This window comes from Flavobacterium panacis (assembly GCF_024649945.1).
GTDB classification, from domain to species: Bacteria; Bacteroidota; Bacteroidia; order Flavobacteriales; family Flavobacteriaceae; genus Flavobacterium; species Flavobacterium panacis.
In genome coordinates this window covers 250,167-271,418 of sequence record NZ_JANKMS010000004.1, presented here as the reverse complement: position 1 = coordinate 271,418, position 21,252 = coordinate 250,167, and the positions used below count along the sequence as shown (strand labels likewise).

The window sequence follows — 21,252 nt, the reverse complement described above, 5'->3', positions numbered from 1 at the left end:
TTAAAACAAAAGCAAAAGATTGACACTTCTCTAAAGTAGTTCTAGTTTGACAAAGTCGTTTCATAGCTTAAATCGTGACAATCTTTGCAAAAAAACTACAAAACATGACACCAAAAATCAACTTAAAATCTTTGTTTAAAAAAGAAAAGAAATTTAAAAAAGTACTTTTCGCCGCCATTTTTACAGTCGGTTCTTTTATATCATCTCATGCACAAACCATAAAAGGAATTGTTGCTAGTGAATCTGGATCACTTCCAACTGCAAACATTGTTGGAAAATCATTTAACAATTCAGCCATTTCAGATTTAGAAGGGGCTTTTACACTTACAGCAACTGCTGAAGGAGAAGCTACTATTGAAATAAGTTATATTGGTTTTGAAACAAAAACAATGACGTTAACGCTTGTTAAAGGAATCAATGATCTAGGTATTATTCAACTAACACCAGACGGCTCAAGTTCTCTTAAAGAAATTGTGGTAAAAGGTACTATGGCGCCATCTCAGGCAAAAGCTTATAGCATCAAGAAAAATTCATTGGCTATTATGGATGTAATGGCGGCAGATGCAATCGGTAAATTACCAGACCGTAATGCTGCCGAAGCTGTACAACGTATGCAGGGTGTCGCTGTTGCACGTTATCATGGTGAAGCCGATCAGGCAACGGTAAGAGGAACTCCTTTTGCATGGACTTCTACTCTTTTTAATGGTAATCGTCTTCCGAGTTCTAATGTTATGGGAAATCGATCATCAGTGTTGGATGCTGTACCTTCTGAAATGATTCAGTATGTACAAGTCGCAAAAGCTGTAACACCTGATATGGAAGGCGATGCTATTGGAGGATCTATCAATTTTATTACACGCACCGCACCCACAAAACGTACCTTAAATGTAAGTGCTGCGGGAGGTTATAATACTTTTAGCGAAAACGGAACTTACAATGCATCTCTTACCTACGGAGATCGTTTCTTCAATAACAAATTGGGTGTTATTGTTTCTGGTGCAATCTGGAGCAGACAATGGGGTTCTGATGAATTTGCCGCAACCTACAATACGGGCGCAGCAATCGTAGAGCAAAAAAGATCTCTTAATACCGTACTTTTTAAACGTTATATGGGAGAACGTGAAACGAAAGGTTTAAACGTTGGTTTAGAATATAAAATCACGCCTTCTGATAAAATTTTCTTTAGAGGAATGGCTAATAAATTTGATGATATTCGTCCTGTTTATGAATCTTATATTGATTATACCAATACTCGTTTTCAATACAATTATAGATATTCTCATTACCAAACAGCACTAAACGGATTTGAAGTTGGCGGAGAACATCAAATGAACCAAAAATTTAAATTGGACTGGAGTTACAGCAATCATAAATCTGAATATTATCTAGATACGCCTTCGACTTCAAATAATAAAGGACTTCCTATTGCAACTTTCCGTCAAAGAATTACAGGTGGTTTCAATAATCTTTCAAGCGATGGAAAACGTTACTGGGGATTTGATTCTCCAAACGGAGTTGGTGGTACTGTAGATAATTTCGAAACGGGTCTTGCCAATTCAGCAGAAGTGATGGATCCTTCAAAATTATTATTGAATCAATTAGTAATTGCGCAGTTAGACAATAGCGAAAGAGATCAAATTGGTCAAGTTAATTTAAAAGTAGAAGCAAGTTCTAAAGTCAATTTAAAGTTCGGAGCAAAATATCGTCATAAAGACAGAACAAACACTTACGGATCAAATTATGTATATCTTCCGGGAGCAGCGGTTGGAGTTCCAAACTCACCAGCTTTAGTACCGCTTTCGAATTTACAGACAACCAATTTCCCTAACGGAAGTAAGTTTTTCGGAAATATGAATGGCGATTTCAGTCAGTTCATTGTAAATCCTTTAACTAAAGATCAATTGTTTAATATGTATGGACAATCTTTCCAAACTGCAAACGGTTTTGTTGATTATACTTCTAAAACAAATGCAACTTCTTTTTATACAGGAGATGAAGATGTAATTGCAGGTTATGCAATGGCAGAAATTGATGCAACTGATAATTTAAAAATCGTTGGAGGTTTACGTAACGAATACACTAAAATGACTTTGAACGGAACCAAAGCGACTACAGAAGGAACGCCTGCTGTTATTACATTAAGTCCGTCTGTGGTGGAGAATAATTACAATTCATTTCTTCCAATGCTTCATTTGAAATATAAATTAAACGAAAAATCAAATCTTCGTGCTGCTTATACCAAAACATTTGTTCGTCCGAATTTTGGAGACATGACACCTGGAAGTTCGACGAATACAACTGCTTCTCCAATGACTATTACACAAGGAAATCCTGATTTGAAACCAACTTTCAGTAATAATTTCGATTTAATGGGTGAATATTATTTTGATAATGTTGGAATTATTTCCGGAGGCGCATTCTACAAAAATATTACGGATGTTGTATTTACAGATATCAGCATGCAAAATATTGAAGGAAATGATTATTTAGTTACTCAGGCAAAAAATTTAAACAAAGCTTCCTTATACGGATTTGAAGCCGGAATCAACAAAAGATTTGATTTCTTAAACGGTTTCTGGAGCGGATTTGGAGTTGAATTTAACTACACTTTCATTGATTCTAAAACGGAAGTTCCTCGTGTAACCGCAACTGGAACTGTAAATGACAAAACAGGTTTACCAAATCAATCTAAAAACTTATTTAATGCAATTCTTTTCTATGAAAGAAATGGTGTAATGTTACGTCTGGCTGGAAATTACCGCGGAAATTCTGTAGAAAGCATCAACCAGCAATTAGGCCCAGATTATTATATCTGGACAGATTCAAACTTTACTATCGACGCTTCTGCCACAGTAAATATTTCTAAAAAGTTGAAAGTTTTTGTTGAATTAAACAACCTAAGCGATTCTCCTGTAAAAATGTACATGGGTCCAGACAAACGTCGTATTACTTCTCAAGAATGGTACGGAAGTCGCGGACAAGCTGGTTTACGTTACGACATCTTCTAAAAAATAAATAATAAATTAAATCATATAAAAAATGAGAAATACAATGATTGCATTAGCGATTTTAATACAAACAGCAGCAAGCGCGCAACTTACAGACAGTATAAAAAGATTAGTTCCGGTAAAAGGGGGAATGAACTTCAGAGATGTTGGAGGTTACAAAACAAAAGACGGGAAAGAAGTTGTTTGGGGAAAAGTTTTTAGAAGTGCTGGTGTAGATAAATTGACTGATGAAGATGTCGCTTTATTAGACAAAAAGAAAATTCACACAGTTGTAGATTTCAGAGGAGTTGCTGAAGCAAAAGCAGCGCCAGATCGTTTGCCGAAAAATACAGATTACACTTTAAGTCCTGCAGGAAGCGACAGTCTTCCAAATGCAATGCAAATGGTAAAATTATTGAAAGAAGGAAACTTTTTAGAGAAATTCTACGGAACTGATGGTGTAAAATATAGCGGAGATCGTTTTCGTCCTTTATTTGTAAAATTGATGACAGCAGATAAAAAAGAAGCCATAATGTATCACTGCACAGGTGGTAGAGATCGTACAGGAATGGCAACTGCTTTGTTTCTTTATATCTTAAATGTTCCAGAAGAAACTATAGAAGCAGACTATGTAGCATCAAATATTTATTTGAAGAAAATGAATAACGGAATGATGGCACCGCTAGCAAAAATGAGTGGTTTGACAGAAGCACAGGTTGAAGAACAAATGGCTTTAAAACCAGAATTAATCCGTTTGTTTTTTGGAGGCATCAAAACACAATATGGAACTGTAGAAAACTTTTTACAGCAAGAAATGGGAATTGGTTCTAAAGAAATTAATCTTCTTAGAAAAAAATATACAAAGTAATATTGTTTGTGTTTGTTTTTACCATAAAGCGGTTGATTTTTCAACCGCTTTTTTTATTTCAATTATAATAAACTCGAATCTGTTATTTCAAGTACAACACTATTTTCTTGTCTGGATGAAGAAACTTTCAATCCAATTTTCATCAAAAAATCACCAGAAAAAATATTACCAGATTCCTCAAAAGTCGCTTTACCTTTTGGCATTAGATTAATTTCTTTTACCAAATATTTTTTTGAAGGATCTAATCCATTCAGCCTTACTAAACCATAATTTGGATCAGTCAGCGGATGTAAGGTATAAGAAAAAAGAACCGACTTCGTTTTGTTTTCATTTACATACATCAATACGGCTCTACTTTCTTCGTACGGAGAAACTAATCTGTACAAATCTCCTTGTCCAATAGTGGTGCTTAAACGTTTATAATTAGAAACGGCTTCTTGGCAATATTGCAATTCGGCTTCTTTAAGTCCGCCTACATGAATATCAAAACCTAATTTTCCCATCATGGCAACATCGGTTCTAAATTTAATCGATTGACTTCCCATAGAAGTCACGTGATTACAAGTTGCCATTGCTGGATAAAAATTAGAATATCCCCACTGAATAAAAATACGGTCAAAAGGATCTGTGTTGTCACTTGCCCAAAACTCAGTAAAATAATTCAAAAGTCCATAATCTATTCTTCCGCCACCTCCTGCACAAAGCATCATCGGAAGATCTGGATATTTGCTTTTTATTCGATCCAAAACTTTATACAATCCTTTGGTATATTCAATAAATAAATGCGACTGCTGGTTCTTTAAATAAGTCGAATAAGCACTTGTCATCATTCGGTTGCAATCCCACTTAAAAAAAGCAACACCCGATTCGGTTTGCATAATATCGTCTACCACTTTAAAAACAAAATCCTGCACTTTTGGATTGCATAAATCTAAAACCAACTGTGTTCTATAAATATTTTTTTCCCGATTAGGAAGACTTAAAACCCAATCTGGATGTTTCTCGTACAGTTCTGTTTTCTCATTAATCATTTCAGGTTCAATCCAAATACCAAATTTTACGTTGGTTTCTTTGGCTTTTTTCATTAAAAAACCAATTCCGTCTGGAAGTTTCGATTTTGTAGCTTCCCAATCTCCTAAACCAGATGTAGAACCACTTCTTGGATATTTATTTCCGAACCAACCATCATCAAGCAAAAACATATCGACACCTAATGTTTTAGCATCATCAAACATATTGCTCAATTTGGTTTGATCGAAATCAAAAAAAGTAGTTTCCCAATTGTTCAGTAAAGTTAAACGCAGTTTTTCTCCATCTTTAATTCCATATTTTCTTGCCCACGAATGCAGATTTCTACTCGCCTGTCCTTTTCCTTTGTTGGAAAACGTATAAACAAACGAAGGTGTTTTAAATGTTTTTCCAGGTTCTAAAGTATATTCAGAAGCAAATTCATTTATTCCCGAAATGATTCTTAATTCATTGTTATTATCAATTTCAAATGTATGCTTGAAATTTCCTGACCAAGCAATTGTTCCAGCAATAACTTCTCCTGTATTTTCTTCTGCTTTAGTATTTAACGAAAGAAAAAAACTTGGTGACGCAAACATATTCGTTCTTACGCCTAATCTTGAATCGATGACTTTACTTCCTCTTGTCAACTGACTTTCTTCCATTCTCATTTCTTCCACAACATCGCTATAAAATTGGGTCAACCAATATTTATCTGAATCCAAATGCAAGGCTACTGAGGCATAATTATAAAGTACAACCGATTTCTTTTCTTTATGTTGAATTTCCGTCCAAGTCTCAATTACATTTTCTTTATAGAATATTTTATAATGAAGTGCAACAAAAACAGGATATTGCGGATCTTTTAATTGAATTGTAATTTGTGAAATATCCTCTGTTATTTTTTCTGAAATATGACTTTGATATTCTAATTCTAAAGAAGGATTTCCATCGTTGTGCGTCATTCGAATCGCAGGTTCAAACAAATTATCTGTCCCGAAAGTTGGATAAACCTGATGACGCAAATCGATTAACGGATTTCCATCATTAATGACAAATTTCTTGGTATTTTCCTTTGAAATAAATTCATATTCCGAACCGTCATTTAGCTTTGTTCCTAAATACGTTTGATACAGTTTTTTGTTTTTACCCACTTTTAAAACCAAAGCCGAATTTTCGGTTTCAATTTTAATTAGTGAACTTTCCTGCGCCTGAATAGTTGAAAAAACAATTGTAAATAGTAAAAGTAATAATCGGTTCATTTTATATTTTTTAAAGATGATGCAAATTCATTTTAGTCAAAAATCTATTTTCTTTCTTCTTCGCAATCCACAGCCGTTGTCCCCAATAATTGAAATTCATACGGCCATTGTTCATCAGGAGTTTTATCTGCTTTTTCTCCCCATCTGTTTGGTCGCTGCCAATGTTCTGTTGGTGCTCCCATAACTACAAGCCATAAATACTCCGTATCTTTCGGTACCTTAAATGAAACTTTGGCAGTATTCTTTTTGAAAGTTTCGCTGTAAACTCGTTTTCCATTTTTCAACTGAACCACAAAACCATATCTCCAGCCTGCTTTTTCTACTTTTACTTTTGAAAAACCATCTGCTCCAGCAATTCCTTTAAAGTTTACAATTAGTTTTGTTCCTGATTTTGGAACAGTAAGTTTTATTCCGTTATAACCGTAATTTTGAGGACAATTTGTCGAATCCACTCGATACCAATTATCTTGTAATTTGTTCACTTTCGTGAAATGTTTGTTTGCATAAGGCTTGGCAACAACTTCGATTCTTGGCAAATCCCATGTAATAAATCTTCTTGAAGCATCGAACATTTCATCATTAAATTGTTCCTGATTTATAGCATTCAAACGCTTGTAAGTCATTACCGCATCTTCTTCTTTTTCAGAATTGCGCATTAGTTTTCCAAAGAAATCTTTTCCATGTTTCTCCGACCAATATTCAATCACATAAGGTGAATGATACATATTGTACGGATGCAAAAAAGCGTAATGAGTTCCTTTTAAATAATCAACCAAATGATAATTTTCAAAAGTCATCCAATCCGAATAAACCTGCCAAAGCATATACTGCGCCGACATTTCCATAATTGCTCCTCCGGGACCTTTGCCTGTATCAGCATGACTTAAATACTGAAAACTATGTCCTAATTCGTGTGCCAAAACGCCATAAGGTTCTTTGTTTACACGAACAGCTGGTGTCCAGAAAATGCCAACTTTATCTTCGTCACCGCCTCCAAAAGCCGTTTTTTCTTCTCCTTTAAATACAAAAACCAAAATTTTATATTGATCGATGAGCGAATGTCCAGACTGTACCAATTTTAACTGATTGACATAAACATCATAAATACGTTCACATTCGCTCAGCATTTTTTGAGGATCAAATCGTTCTGTCTCTTCTACATTAGACATCGGATTTTTACCATAATCTTTGTGCCAGAATATTACAAAATTCTCTGAAGTAACCATGTAATCAAAGTTGTAGTCGCTTTTTGGATCTTTATAATCATTATTTTCGGGTAGCATCCATACTTTTTTAGGAATATAGAGTTCTTTCTTTTTTATTTCTTGAGCCGAAACCATAAAAAAAGCACCGTAAATAATAGCTGATAAAATCTTGATAAAACGTCTTTGATTTTGCATTAAATTGGATTTATTAGTTCTTTAATATCCAAAAGGATTCTCAACACTATGCATTGGCGTTGTAAACCATTTTGGACCGTTTTCTGTCATATAAAAATGATCTTCATGTCTGATTCCGAATTTTCCTGGAACACAAATCATGGGTTCATTACTGACTACCATTCCTTCCAAAAGTTTTATTTCGCTTCCGCGGACTAAATAAGGATACTCATGAATATCCAATCCTGTTCCGTGACCGACTCTGTGCGGCAATCCCGGTAATTCATAATCTGGACTTAATCCTGCTTCCGCTAATGTTTTTCTAGCAGCGTCATCGACAGAACCACAAGTTGCACCAATTTGAGCAGCTTGAAAAGCCGAAAATTGTGTTTTTTGTTCTAAGTTCCAGATCGTTTTATATTCTTCTGAAGGTTCTCCGTAAACATAAGATCTTGTGATATCAGAAAGATAGCCTTCTAGTCTGCATCCTGTATCGACAATAACCGCTTGATTTTCTTGTAAAGGCTGAGGAACCGAAACACCATGCGGATACTGCGTATCATCTGAAAACAAAACAATACAGAAATAAGAACCCGAAGAAATTCCTGCTTTGATGTGGGCTTTATTAATGAAATCTGTCACTTCGCTAACTGTAATTCCGGGTTCTAATATTCTTGCGGCAGCTCTTTGTACTTCCATCGTAATGTCTTTTGCTCTCTGAATTATAGCAATTTCATTTTTAGATTTCTGCATTCTGCAAGTAGAAGTAATTTGCTGTGCCGTTATAAAATCAAATGAAACATTAGCTTTTGCAATTCCATCCACTAAAAAATAAGCCGCTGATTCATCTATCGCAATTTTTCCCGAAACATTTTTATCAGCTAATAATTTTCCAAACAAAACATACGGAGATTCGTGTTCTTCCCAACAATTAATATTGGATTGTACTTTCATGTATTTTTTGAAAGTCCCCTCTTCAAATTTTGGGGCGATATATTCTAAAGAGCCGTCATCAAACAATATTCCCCCAACCATTCTTTCCGAAGCGCTCCACAGTGTTCCTGTAAAATAATACAGATTTGTTCCAGCATTCAGATAAAGTGCTTTTACAGAAAGTGATTTCATTAACTGAACTGCTTTTTGAATACGTTCTTGATATTCTTCCAATTGAATAGGCTGAACACCATGAGTTCTGTTTTCTATTTTTTCTAATTCAATGGCAGCAGTTGAACCGCCTATACCTTTTGTCATTTTTGTTGTTTTTAATATTAAAAAGCCTAAATTACTATTTATTCTTTTTTAGGTTTTGAGTCATTCATTAGTTTAACTAAATCTTTCCCATTAATTGCATAATCGTACAAACGCAATGAAGCCATAAATCCAGAGAAATTTTCTCCAATATCTGAAGCTCCAATAACAATTTTAGCCTTGTCAATTGCTGATGATAAAAGCATCATTTGCGAATTATCTAATACACCATCTACATACACTTTTTCTACAACTCCATCAAAACTCAAAACAATATGATGCCATTTATTGGCTTCGGGAACTTTATTGAATTTCATATCAAAATGTCCGTCTAAGTGTACGCCTGCACCATAATTACCACTGTTATAAGCCAATGCGTTGTAAGAATTTGCTAAACCAAATTCGGTTCTGTCACACCATGACGCTAAAATTTCGCCTTCTTTTGCTATCTCTGGATTTTTAACCCAAACGGCAACGGTATAAGAGCCATTCCATGCTAAAGTGTTGGGCACTTTTTTATCTAATGAATACGCACCATTTTTAAAATTAAAAGCTTTGATACCATCTGTTTTTTCTAATGAAACATCGCCACTTTTTGTAAAAATACCACCTAATAAACCTTTATTTGAAATCGTATTTATAGCAGCATTATTTTTAATTTTTCCTGCATCAAAATGAACCAAAAGCTTTCTAGAACTTTTTCCCGCTGGAGCTTTTTCTGATTCTTTATTTTGCAATTGTAACGGAATATCAAATAAAGAACTGTAAATTTTAATGTTCCAAACAGCAGCGTAAAGTCCCATTTTTTCAGTTCCTAAAACGGTTAGTTTTATATATCGGGCATTTACATCATTGTCATCAATCATTGGACTTCCTGCTCTTCGGTTTTTGGATTTGTCAGCAAATAAATTCCATTTTTTTCCGTCCAAAGAATATTCCAATTTGTATTGATAATAATAACTTGCAAATTCAAATTGCGTCATTACTCTTTTGATATTCTTTTCAGTACCCAAATCGACAATTAAATATTGAGGCGAAGTATTATCTGCCGCTTTCCACATGGTCGCATTATTATCATCTGTAGCAAACGACGGTTTGTACTCATAATCGTATTGAGTTGATTTCAAATGATAAAATGAAGAAGCCGATATTTTTGCCTCAAAAGCAATATTCTCTGGAACATCCGATTTCAATAAATCTTTAATTCCTTGACTTGAAGGCACTACTTTTTTGATTGTCGAATCGTTCTCAAAAATCATTTGATCCACACAAATCTGTCTCGCCATTCCGCCTCTCGTCATTGGATAATCGTGTTTGTGATAAACGATGTAATAATTGCCATTTTCTTCTAAAACAGAATGATGACCAGGACCGTGAACCGTTTGATCTTCATTAGTACTCAAAATCGGATTGTTTTGTCCTGCTGTAAAAGGTCCGTAAGGCGAATTGGAATATGAGTAACGAACATTGTAAGTTTCATCATGGCAAGAAGCTCCAGAATACATTAAGATATATTTTGAACCTTTTTTCATCATATAAGCGGCTTCAAACGGAGCGGGAGTTTGTTCTAACGGAATATTTTTAGCATTCATCATTCCGCTCATATTTGTTTTATTCAATTCGCCAACCGCGTAACCTCCGTTATAATGCACCCAAGTTCCCCAATAACCGTATACTTTTCCATCATCGTCTTTAAAAAATTGTGCATCAAGTGAAGGGAAATTTTCTCTCGGATAACCATTAGAAATAACAGGCACATCCTGATCACTCAATTTTTTCCAAGGTCCAACAGGTGAATCTGAAACATAGCCATAAATATTGCAACCCATTTCGCAGTTTCCAAAATACAAATAAAATTTACCGTCATCACCTTCAACAATATCAGGCGCCCAAAAATTGGTAATTGATTTTGCTGAAAAAGACGGAATCTCCATGATGTAATTGTACCAATTTTTAAAGTCTTTACTGTACCAAACCGTTGGAGCTCCAGATGCTAACATTTCGTTATCCGTAGTGGCGTAGATATAATAAATGTCTCCAAACTTTTTAATGGTTGGATCTGCAAACCAACCTGGTAAAATGGGATTACTTACCTCAGCCTTGCTATCCTTTTGAGCAAAAACAACTGCTGTAAAAGCGAGTACAATAAGACTGTAAAATAGTTTCTTTCTCAGCATTTTGTTAATCTTAAATACTTAGACATTACCATTTTTTTTAACACATAGACACATAGTTTTTCTTTGTGTCAAAAGGCGCTTCACTGGCATTAATGCACATAGAACTATGTGTAAAAACTAGTTTTTTTACTTTCTCTTTTCCAAGTTATTTTAGCCTATGTTTCTATGTGTTAAAACTTATCTTTCTTGATTTGCTAAAGCGATTTTAATATTTCCAAACCAATACATCAGCCGTTTTGATTGCTTTATTTCCGATGATAATTTTGGCATTTTTTGGTAAGTTTATTTCGTAGATTTTATCGGAGTAATTGACTGCAATACCAAATCCGTCTCTGTAATCTACCATAACTCCTTCAGGATAATTTTCAATTGGGGCATTTTGCTTTTGGTATAATTTTCTTAAAACCTGTTTTTCAAGATCACCATTTTTAGAATCCACGCCAATATAAGTTACAGTTCCTTTTCCTAGATTACGAGAAATAACTGCTGGAGTTCCTTCGTAAAATTCGCTTCCGTAAGTCGCCCAAATTTCTGTTCCTTTATTCGGTTTTAGTAAATCTCCCCAACTTGTCCAGCCAAATTCCTGATTGTCAAATTTTATTATTCCTGGAGATTGAGGCATTAACAAATCATATGATTCTATTTGAGAACCAATTAAATTCCACATTGGTTCATAAAACTTAGCTTCCCAAAGATGTCCTTGACGATTTTGAATTCCAGATCGACAACTTAAGACTAAGTTTCCTCCGTTTTTGGCGTACAAGGTTAATTTATCAATCATTTTTTGATCGATCATTTGATACGCTGGAACAACTAGAAAAGGATATCTTGAAAAATTAGTTGTATCACGAACAAAATCAACTGGAGCACCAAAAGACTTTGTGGCTTTATAATATTTCAAGAAATGCCCCATTGTGCTCCATTCCCTAGTTTGTTTATTCAAATCGATTCCCATCACATTATCACCATTGAACAAAATCCCTGTTTTGCGTTTTAAATAGTCATTTGGTAATCCCGCTTTAGGATCATAATTTTTTCGCAGCATATCCATTTCTTTAATATACTGATTGAATTCTAAACCGCCCGGAGTTGGCGTTACACCATCTGTACCGACAATTCCGTAATGATATTGCTCATAACCGTACAAAGGCGCACGAAAACGGTAGGTACAAGCAAATTTACTTCCGCCTGCAAAAACATGCCACAACCACATACGAACCGTTCCCGGCATTGGCTGCGGATTAATACTTCCCCAGTTTACTTGTCCTGGCTGTAATTCCATGCAACCGTACATTCCTTTCAACGGACGAAAAAAATCATTGGACATCCCGATACTAGAATAATCACCTAAACGATACCCTTGCGAACCTGTTCCTAAACTTCCACCATAAACCAAATATCTTGTGTAGCAATCGAAATCTAATTCTTTGCTCATTCCAACAAAACTTTCGTTGTAATTGGATCTGTAATTAGAGGTAATCCATTGATCTTTGCTTGCAAATTTGCGTATCGTAATTGCCTGCTCGTCTAGAAAAGTTGCGGTTTCTTCATCTGCAAATCGGTAATGATCCAATTGAGAATGTAAATTCATTCCCCATTCTTTGTGCAATGGAATATTAATTTGACTAAAATCGGAATAAATCCCACTCCAAAAACTATTTCCCCAAGCCTGATTTAAGGCTTCAATAGTTTTGTATTTTTCTTTTAACCAATTACGGTAACGCTGTTGTGCATCTGCACCATAATCCAGAAAACGTGCAGGTTCGTTATCAACCTGCCAGCCCATAATGTTTTTATTATTGCCATATTTTTTTGCCAATTGCTCAATCATTTTCATCGAATATGTTCTGTAATAATTGCTAGAAAATGAAGCGTGCTGTCTCGAACCGTGATCGGTTTTAGTTCCGTCTTCGTAAGTCGCTAAAACATCTGGATGCTTGCGAACCAGCCAAACTGGAGGCGTTGCCGTTGAAGTACACATTACAATTTTCAACTTATATTTTGTGGCGATTGCAACTGCTTTATCCAGCCATTTAAAATCATAAACTCCTTCTTGAGGTTCTAATTGAGCCCAGGCGAATTCACCAAAATGAGTAAATTCGAATCCCATTTCGGCAATTTTTTTCAAGTCACGATCCCATTGACTTTCATCCCAATGTTCAGGATAATAGTAAACTCCAACAGTAGTTAGGTCTTTTTTGGGAAAATATTTATCAAACTTTTGCGCATTTGAATTTAAACTAATCAATATGCCTAACAGCGTAAATAATACTTTTTTCAAGAAGTTGTTTTTTGATTTTTGGTTCATTCTATCTTATAATTTAATTTGAATTGGTTTGCTTTTTAGAGCAATTTTATAAGCGCCTCTCACCTTTTCGTAAGACAATTTTACGTCCTGATCTATTCGTAAATAAGCATTTGGCGTAAAAGCTGTTTTAGCATCTAATGTAATCGTGACAGCACCAGTTTTAGTATTGTAACTTACGGTTTTAAAAGTTCCCGCGTCTAATGTTAACCATATTTTTTTTGGTGCAATAAATACTTTAGATTTCGCCGCAGTGGTAATTGCTACCTCAACCTCATCTCCTTTTTCTTTTAAATTTCCTCCAAAAGCCAGCCAGCCGTATTCTTTTTCATTGGTAATAAAAGTTGCTGTATTAACTGCGTAACCAAAAAAACCAGAACCATAATCTCCTGACAAATAATCGATTCTTAATGTTTCTGGATAAGAATGAAAAGCAGCCGATCCAAAACCGTCTTCTGTAATATTTGAAATACCACCTAACAGACCTCCATAACCCACTTTTAATAAATGAAAATCAGGTGTTTTTCTAAATTGTTCTAAAACCGGAATCGCATTCAAAGCCGAACCATAATGATGAATCTGACGTTCTACTCTTGAGAGTTTTCCTCCATAAAGAAAATCCCAATATCTACGCGCATTCCCGTTGTAAGCCCAGTGTGGCATTGTAGGCATATAAGCTAAAATGGCGTCAAGGGTAACTTTTGCTTTATCAGTATAACCAAAATAATCAGACCACATATAGACTTCTTCCTGACCTGTAGAATCCCAAGGCATTTCACTTCCAAAAGGATAATTTAATGATTTCCAATGGTCTGCTCTTAGCTTCATTTTTGCTTCAAGATTATTAGCTATTTCCGTATAACCTTCTGTTTTTAAATCTTTCAAAATCAATAAAAAAACAGTTCCTTCCATTTGACCAAACTGCGCATAATAAGGTGCTAATCTCGTCATTGCAATAGTGGTTTCGTAAGCATTTTTTAAATACCAATCCCAAGTATGATTAGTTACTAAACCTTGGTGGTATCTTGCTAAGCGATACATGGTCCAATGCGCCGCAGCAACGTGCGGATAGTTGTAGGATCTTCCTGGGTCATCTGCTCCTTTTTTATCCCAAGCTGCCCAAGTTTTATAATTAATATCTTTGCTGTATGTGCCTTCCGGCATTTTCGTTGGCTCATAATAAAAAAGACTTTTTTTCACTCCGTACTTAAGCGTATCAGCACCATTATATTGAAGTCCGCCCCACAATGTTTTGTCTACGAACTGCTCCAGCTTCTGAATTTCTTCTTTATTAGGTAAAATGAATTGTTTCATGATAGCGCCAAGCCAGCCTCCTGCACCGCCTTCGTCACTTAAACCTGCAATCCAAGCACGACTGTCCTGACTTACTTGTTTTTTAGTTTCGTAATCATAAGAAATCACAGATGGATTTCTATGAAAAGGATCATCTTTTACATCAAACCACTGCGCTGTTGTAGAAAAATGTCCAAAATCGGCTATTACGTCACTTTCAGATTTTATGACTTTATAATTGATTGTCTGCTGTAACCCGTCTTCATACGTTATTGTTACTCTTGCTCTGCCCCATTTTTTTCCTTGTACTGCATATTGCAAATAATCCTTTTTGTCAGTTGTTTTTTGTTCTAAAGCCAAAGCTCCTTCTGGTTCTACTTTTAGCGATTTTACTGCTTTATTGTATTTTAGAAAAAGCTGTCCGTTTACATCTTGAGGCAAGACATAACCCGGAATTCCAACAGCAACTGGACGTCGGTTTTGAATTAATGCCGATTGAATATTTTCTATTTGATCTACCAAAACAAACTTCAACGAGAAATTCTTAGTTTCTCCTGCTTTAAGTATCAATGAAGTTGGCGTATTCCATTGTTCGGCATTTTTCCATTCTTGCTCGGCGTAAGCTTTACTAAATGGCATCCATTCGTGGAAACCTTCAAAAACAATACTTCTTGGAGTTTCATCATCCAATAACGGGCGATACGCTTCAAATGGCATATTGTTTTCTGGAAGTAACAATAATGCTGGCCCGTGTCCGCTTAATCTTTTTACTTCTAAATAACCTGCATCTTTACCAATATAAGGATCAAAAAATACATTTTGAACGTGTGTTTCATCCAATGATTTTCCTTCCAAAATATTATTAAAAACCATAGGAACGCCCAAAGCACCAATTTCCTGTTGAGAATTTGATTTGTTTGTAATCTCAAAACGCAATACTAAATCCCCATCTTTTTGTTCGTAATAACGTTTTATCGTTAAGGGAATATCAGCGGGTAATGTATTCGAAAGATCTGCTCCAGCCAAAACAGTTCCAGAAACATTCAAAGCTGTAACTGCTGTTCTTTTTGACGCTGTAGAATAACTTTTCCAGCTTCCGTCTGTTGCTTTTACTCGAAGATTGATATCTCCTAATTGATACAAACCGTCTTTATCACGAATTGCTAATCGGTCTCCTGGCGTAAAATCGAAACTTTTATCTGAAAGAGGCGATAAAGCAGCAACGGTTTGAGAGGATTTAACCAACTTTAAATCAAAAAACTTGGTGTTCAAATTAATAAATCCTTTGTCTATTTCAAGCGTTGCTTTTTTCGCTTTAATTTTATCCCAATATTCTTGCGCCTGCAGCTTATTCGCAGCAATCGAGCAGCAAATTATCAAAGCAAATAGTGTAATCTTCTTCATAATTTATTGTTTTTGGACAGTTGGTTTTTCTTTTGGTTTCGTTTTAATTCTAATAACAAATTCAGATAAAAACAGAATTAGCTATGTGCATCTAAAAAAGTGAAACGCCTTTTAAAGCTTTCTAAATCTATGTTACTATGTGTTAAAATAATTATTTAAAGTCGGTTGAAAATTTCCAATTGGTTTTATAATCTTCCGAAACTGGTAAATCTTCTAATAAAATTCGGAGCATTTCAACTGGCACCATATTTTCTTTTAAAACACGATCGTGAAACTGTTTTTCTGTCCATCCTTTTGCTAATAATTCATTTCTTAAAGCAAAAAACTGCAAACCTCCTGTCATGTACGCGACTTGGTATAATGGTGCGTCTCCGCTGGCAAATGATCGTCTGACTTCTGCTTCTGCATTGGCTTTTTCATGCCCCACTTCATTGACTAATAAATCAATACATTGCTGTGGTGTCATTTCGCCTAAATGGTATTTCAATGAAAAAATGATTCTGGCGCAACGGTGAATTCTCCAAAATAACATGCCTAATTTTTGTTCTGGTGTCTGCGGAAATTGTTTGTTCCAAAGAATAATTTCCCAATACAATGCCCAGCCTTCCATCCAAAAAGGTGTATCAAAAGGCTGACGATACGATTTGTGACGGCTGTTCATGAAAAACTGTAGATTATGTCCTGGCAATAATTCGTGCTGTACTGTCGCAAAAGAAAAATTCGGATTATTACCTCGCATGCTCATCAGTTTATCTTTCTGATCCATGTCTTCTGTTGGATAAGAAATACTGATTTCCCAGCCTCCTGTAAAAAACGGATTTATCTTTTGGCGTTCTGGTGTCATCATAATCATTTGCCAAGTTTCTTTGGTCAAATCGGGCAACGTAATTAAATCACGATCTTCAATAAATTTAACCGATTGATTGTAAAGATCTGTAATGGCTTGCGGTTGTTCACCTGCAGGAACATAAGTATCTTTTACGTGCTCTAATGCTTTTTTCCAATCTTTGCCGTAACCAAGTTCAGTTGAAGCTTTGATCATTTCGTTTTTACACCATTCAAATTGTTTTTGTGCTGCTGTAATTAATTCCTCAGGAGAATAGGGAATGTATTCGTAAGACAAACTTTTGATGATGGCATCTCTTCCAATTGGTTTTCCTATAATTCCGCTCCCGTCATCTTTTACGCTTGTTTGTGCGTAGTTTGTTTTTAAAAAATCTTCATATGTTTTTAATTTTTCGGCTAAGATTTTATATGGTTTTTCCATCCACCAAGTAAAATCAGGATCATAGCTGTAATAAAATCCATAAGCTTCTTTTAATGCTCTTTTAAATGAAGCAACCGATTTAGACGCTTTTTCTGCTGCAAACCAATCTTTAAAAGGTTTGTTTTTAAGATCTTCCATTTTTTTATCAATGCTAATTGCCGCATCGTCAAATGTTTTGGCTAATTGACTGGAAACTGGTCGTTTTCCTCTTCTTCTTTCTTGAATAAATACGTTTATTTCTGATGAAAAATCCAATACCGAAGCGATTTCTTTATAAGCTTTATAATCGATTTGTAAAAAATAATCTTCTTTGCTGATTAAATTTTTCAATAATAAATAATCTACTTTGCCGTCTTTGGATAAATTTTTAAAATCGATGTTTTTTACTGTTTTTGTCCAATCGGAATAAAACTTGGAAAAACGTACATAATATTCTTCTGATTCTTTGTTGGAATAGAAGTTTTGAAGTGCGATTTTATCTGCCTGAAAAGTATTGACGACATCTATTAGTTCGCTTGAAAAAGAAGGCGTAATCATAAATAAAAATATAATAAAACTTAGAATTGATTTTTTCATGGTTTGATGATGCTAAATGTTTTGGCTTTCGTTACTTATTTTTTTGCCACAGATTAAATGGATTTTAAAGATTTTTTTTGCCACTAATTCCACTAATTTTCGCTAATTTCTTTTTTATCAGTTCTAAAAAAATCTACTTATATCTGTAGTCCCGACATCTGTCTGGAGCTTGAAACAAAAATTATTTTAACCTTATTTTTTTACCACAAATTGCGCAAATTTTCACAAATTTCTATATGTCATATTTGATCAATCTGCTTAGATCTGTAGACCGATAGCTTCGGGAGCGTGAAACAAAATCATTTTAATCTATTAATCTGTGGCAAACTTTTATCCATATATTTTTTGCCACGAATTACACCAATTAACACTAATTCAATTCTCTTAATTTGCGTAATTTGTGGCAAATAAGGATCAACTAATTCAAGGTAACATCCAGATAAACAGAGTGACGGCCGTAAGTATCATAAAATGGTTTGTATGAAACTCCGTCTATTGTGAACTCTAATTTTTTAGGATCTCCATTTATTGTTTTCCCAATGTTTTTTGCATCAAAAGTTACTTTGCGCCAGTCTTTTCTTGGTTCTGTTTCCTGCGCTGCCAACAATATTGGTCCGTAAAATAAACTCGCAATATTCTGCTGATCCATTACGGGTTCTAGGTGAAATTCAAACGGCATTCTTAACTCAATTGTATCGCCATTTTTCCATTTTTTGTTTAAAGACAAATAACTTCCTGGCGTTGCTTTTACTTTTTCTTCTTTTCCGTTTATCTTAACAAAAAATCCTTTGGTTGCCCAATGTGGTACGCGAACTTTTAGATCAAAATTTCCATTTCCTTTGATGGTTAATTTCGTAAAATCTTGTTTTGGAAAATCGGTTGTCTGTTCGATTGTAATGTTCTTTTCTGTCCATTTTAAAGTTGATGGCACATACAGATTAACGTATAAGGCATTGTTATCTGCACTTTTAAAATAAATCGAGTTTTGGAATTTCGTATTGCTTTCGATAGCTGTTCCATTACAGCAAGTGAAACCATTCATATGAGCATTTCCAAACTGTTTTACAGATCCTGGTCGTAACGGAACATGATACGTATTTGCTGGACTATTTTCTGCTACAGAAGAAAGAATGTGATTGTATAATCCTCTTTCATAATAATCCATTAACTCGCCACGCTGTTCGTACAGGAATAAATCTCCTGTTAATTTAAGCATGTTGTAAGTCGCACAAGTTTCGTTTTGTCCACCAGATGAAAAACCATTTTCATAAATTGTTGCCGGCTGACTGATAAAACATTCTGCATTTGCAGGATTTCTTGCTCCTGCAACACCACCAATCGTGTACATATAATCGTTTACGGTTTTGTACCAGAAATTATCGGCGATATTAAAATAATCTGGAGTATTGGAATCACGATACATTTCAAGTGCTCCCATAATTTGCGGAATGTGCTGGTTCGCATGTAATCCTCTAAAAGTATCTACGTTTTTAGCTAATCCATGCGAATGTTCAGCGTCTCCATAAAACACCTTAATATTATCAAATAACTGAGCTACTTCAAGATAATGAGGATCTTTTGTGATTCTGTATAATCTTGCCATTGCTTCGTTCATTCCGCCAAATTCACCCGCAATGTATCGGTTCCACATACTAATTAAAGTTTCTGTCGGGAGTTTTTTCATGCGCGCATAAACCCAGTCTCCCATTCCTTTTGCGGTCTGCAATGCTTTTTCATTGCCGCTTACCTCGTAAATATCCATTAATCCAGCAAGAATTTTATGAAGCGTATAATAAGGCGCCCAAATTTGAGTTTTTTGCCCGCCATACGTCGCTCCATTTTCCAGCATAATAAATTGATCCGGTGGATAAGCGCTGATAAATCCTGTTCCCCAATTTTCATAATCGGTACGAATTCCCTCTGGACTTAAATCCGAATCAAAAGCTGTTTTTCCTGGTCCAAACGGCACTGCAGTTGGATCAGCAACAAATTTTCCTCCAGTAGTTCTTGGTTTTCCAGAAAGCTGTGATAATTGATACAAAGTGTCAACCATGTAATTCATTTTATTAGCAAAATTGGCTTGAAGCGTTTTATCATAACCTGTACTGGCGTAAGCCTGAGCAATTGCCGTTAAATAATGTCCAGTCGCATGTCCGCGTAGTTTGGTTTCCTGAGTGTCCCAAACACCAAGCGGTTCTGCTTCTTTTGGCTGGGTTTGCCCAAAAGCATTACGAAACATATACAAGAAAGAATCTGGATCTGTTGTGGCTAATGTTGAAATGAATTTATCACGATTTTCAATGAATTTGGTTTGATGTCCATCTGCATCTGCATTCAATGAAACTTCTTCCAGTTTAAAAGCTTCTAATTTACGTTTTGGCGAATTCGTAGCTTTTCCATCTATAACTGTTACAACCGCTTTTGGTTTTAAATCTGTTCCCGAAACAGTTCCAATTACGGTATATTGTCCGCTTTTAAGTGCCTGACTATTGTCTTTCGGCGAAGGCCAGATTACACGTACTTCTGGTCCTTGAATTCCATCACGATAAACACCTTTTACATAACTTGGTAATCGTGGAAGCGTTCCTGCAACAGTTTGTACCTTAACATCTGATACACTTGTCAAAAACTGATTGTAAAGCTGTGGCGTTGTGCTGGCAAATTTTGGTAAATCGGTTGTTTTTTCTTCTCCTGATTCTTCTTCCTCACCTTCTCTAAAGGCATTATTAAATATTCTGGTAATTTGTTTATCAGTTAATGCCACACGATAAATTCTGAAATCGTGCAATTTGGCATTCAGATAACTATTTTCGTCACCAAGTGATTTCCCGATGTAAAGTTTATTTTTTGATGCGGTATTGTAATCGAATAGTTTTGATAAATCCAAATCGGCATTTTTAGTTTCAGCTGCCAGTTTGCCATTCACGAAAGTGCTGATAGATTTAGAAGGAATATTAATGACAACAGCCACATGATTCCATTTACCTGCTTCAAGCGCTGGCGATTGTGTTTTATATTTTGCTCCTTTTTCTGTTATAACTTGAGTCTGCATTTCCGTTTCATTTTCTGTACCTGTCGGAACAAAAAACAAATGAGAATTAGTACTTTTTCCAAAATCAAAAACAGTTTGTCCTTTTTGAGCTGTTCTTAAGAAAATCCAACCCGAAACACTTAATGATTCTTCTCCTATCAATCCGTCACTAGGAATAGAAACAAAAGCTTTACTGTCGGCAGGAAGCGAAAGCACTTTTCCGAAAAATTCATCATTTACAAATTTGGCTTTATTGTCTTCAATTTTACCATGCAAATTATTTCGCGACCAGTCTTTTGCATCTCCATTAAAAACATAACGTGCAATTAAACCTGTTTCGCCAATTCCGTCTAAAATCTGATCGCCGTTTTGAGCCTGTAAAGTTGTGTTTGATAATGTCCAAAAACTTAATACCGCACAAACAAAAAATTGAAACTTTTTCATCTT

At 35.1% G+C, this 21,252-nt stretch carries 10 protein-coding genes; 2 read left to right on the top strand and 8 right to left on the bottom strand.

The window, feature by feature from the left end:
• Nucleotides 1–104 precede the first annotated feature (104 nt).
• Nucleotides 105–3,008 carry a TonB-dependent receptor gene (locus tag NQQ59_RS11180; RefSeq protein WP_144219218.1) on the top strand — a complete coding sequence of 968 codons (2,904 nt, stop codon included), beginning with the start codon at nucleotides 105–107 and terminating at the stop codon, nucleotides 3,006–3,008.
• Nucleotides 3,009–3,039: 31 nt separating this feature from the next.
• Complete coding sequence (locus tag NQQ59_RS11175; RefSeq protein WP_144219217.1) at nucleotides 3,040–3,855, top strand: tyrosine-protein phosphatase; 816 nt, start codon at nucleotides 3,040–3,042, stop codon at nucleotides 3,853–3,855.
• A gap of 62 nt (nucleotides 3,856–3,917) precedes the next feature.
• Here NQQ59_RS11175 and NQQ59_RS11170 read toward each other — a convergent pair whose 3' ends face one another.
• The 8 genes from NQQ59_RS11170 to NQQ59_RS11135 all read right to left on the bottom strand — a co-directional run bounded on the left by NQQ59_RS11170 (nucleotide 3,918) and on the right by NQQ59_RS11135 (nucleotide 21,249).
• Entirely contained in the window at nucleotides 3,918–6,125 is a 2,208-nt protein-coding gene (locus tag NQQ59_RS11170; RefSeq protein ID WP_144219216.1) for an alpha-galactosidase, read from the bottom strand.
• Between the two features lie 44 nt (nucleotides 6,126–6,169).
• A complete protein-coding gene (locus tag NQQ59_RS11165; RefSeq protein WP_144219215.1) occupies nucleotides 6,170–7,525 on the bottom strand; it encodes a DUF6055 domain-containing protein in 1,356 nt (451 codons plus the stop codon).
• Between the two features lie 21 nt (nucleotides 7,526–7,546).
• Nucleotides 7,547–8,755, bottom strand: coding sequence for a M24 family metallopeptidase (locus tag NQQ59_RS11160; RefSeq protein ID WP_144219214.1), 1,209 nt, complete (start codon nucleotides 8,753–8,755; stop codon nucleotides 7,547–7,549).
• A 38-nt stretch (nucleotides 8,756–8,793) separates the two neighbouring features.
• Complete coding sequence (locus NQQ59_RS11155; protein ID WP_144219213.1) at nucleotides 8,794–10,929, bottom strand: family 43 glycosylhydrolase; 2,136 nt, start codon at nucleotides 10,927–10,929, stop codon at nucleotides 8,794–8,796.
• A 205-nt stretch (nucleotides 10,930–11,134) separates the two neighbouring features.
• Complete coding sequence (locus NQQ59_RS11150) at nucleotides 11,135–13,210, bottom strand: beta-galactosidase (protein WP_257698222.1); 2,076 nt, start codon at nucleotides 13,208–13,210, stop codon at nucleotides 11,135–11,137.
• A 33-nt stretch (nucleotides 13,211–13,243) separates the two neighbouring features.
• Nucleotides 13,244–15,931, bottom strand: coding sequence for a DUF5695 domain-containing protein (locus NQQ59_RS11145; RefSeq protein ID WP_144219211.1), 2,688 nt, complete (start codon nucleotides 15,929–15,931; stop codon nucleotides 13,244–13,246).
• A 151-nt stretch (nucleotides 15,932–16,082) separates the two neighbouring features.
• The gene (locus NQQ59_RS11140) at nucleotides 16,083–17,774 is read right to left on the bottom strand and encodes a DUF885 family protein (RefSeq protein WP_144219210.1); all 1,692 of its coding nucleotides are present in this window, start codon (nucleotides 17,772–17,774) and stop codon (nucleotides 16,083–16,085) included.
• Between the two features lie 418 nt (nucleotides 17,775–18,192).
• The gene (locus NQQ59_RS11135) at nucleotides 18,193–21,249 is read right to left on the bottom strand and encodes a beta-L-arabinofuranosidase domain-containing protein (protein WP_144219209.1); all 3,057 of its coding nucleotides are present in this window, start codon (nucleotides 21,247–21,249) and stop codon (nucleotides 18,193–18,195) included.
• Nucleotides 21,250–21,252 lie beyond the last annotated feature (3 nt).

Excerpts from the sequence above, each read along its gene's own strand:
- NQQ59_RS11135 (WP_144219209.1), bottom strand. The coding sequence starts at position 21,249 with ATGAAAAAGTTTCAATTTTTTGTTTGTGCGGTATTAAGTTTTTGGACA.
- NQQ59_RS11180 (WP_144219218.1), top strand. The coding sequence starts at position 105 with ATGACACCAAAAATCAACTTAAAATCTTTGTTTAAAAAAGAAAAGAAA.
- NQQ59_RS11140 (WP_144219210.1), bottom strand. The coding sequence starts at position 17,774 with ATGAAAAAATCAATTCTAAGTTTTATTATATTTTTATTTATGATTACG.
- NQQ59_RS11165 (WP_144219215.1), bottom strand. The coding sequence starts at position 7,525 with ATGCAAAATCAAAGACGTTTTATCAAGATTTTATCAGCTATTATTTAC.
- NQQ59_RS11170 (WP_144219216.1), bottom strand. The coding sequence starts at position 6,125 with ATGAACCGATTATTACTTTTACTATTTACAATTGTTTTTTCAACTATT.
- NQQ59_RS11155 (WP_144219213.1), bottom strand. The coding sequence starts at position 10,929 with ATGCTGAGAAAGAAACTATTTTACAGTCTTATTGTACTCGCTTTTACA.
- NQQ59_RS11175 (WP_144219217.1), top strand. The coding sequence starts at position 3,040 with ATGAGAAATACAATGATTGCATTAGCGATTTTAATACAAACAGCAGCA.
- NQQ59_RS11160 (WP_144219214.1), bottom strand. The coding sequence starts at position 8,755 with ATGACAAAAGGTATAGGCGGTTCAACTGCTGCCATTGAATTAGAAAAA.
- NQQ59_RS11145 (WP_144219211.1), bottom strand. The coding sequence starts at position 15,931 with ATGAAGAAGATTACACTATTTGCTTTGATAATTTGCTGCTCGATTGCT.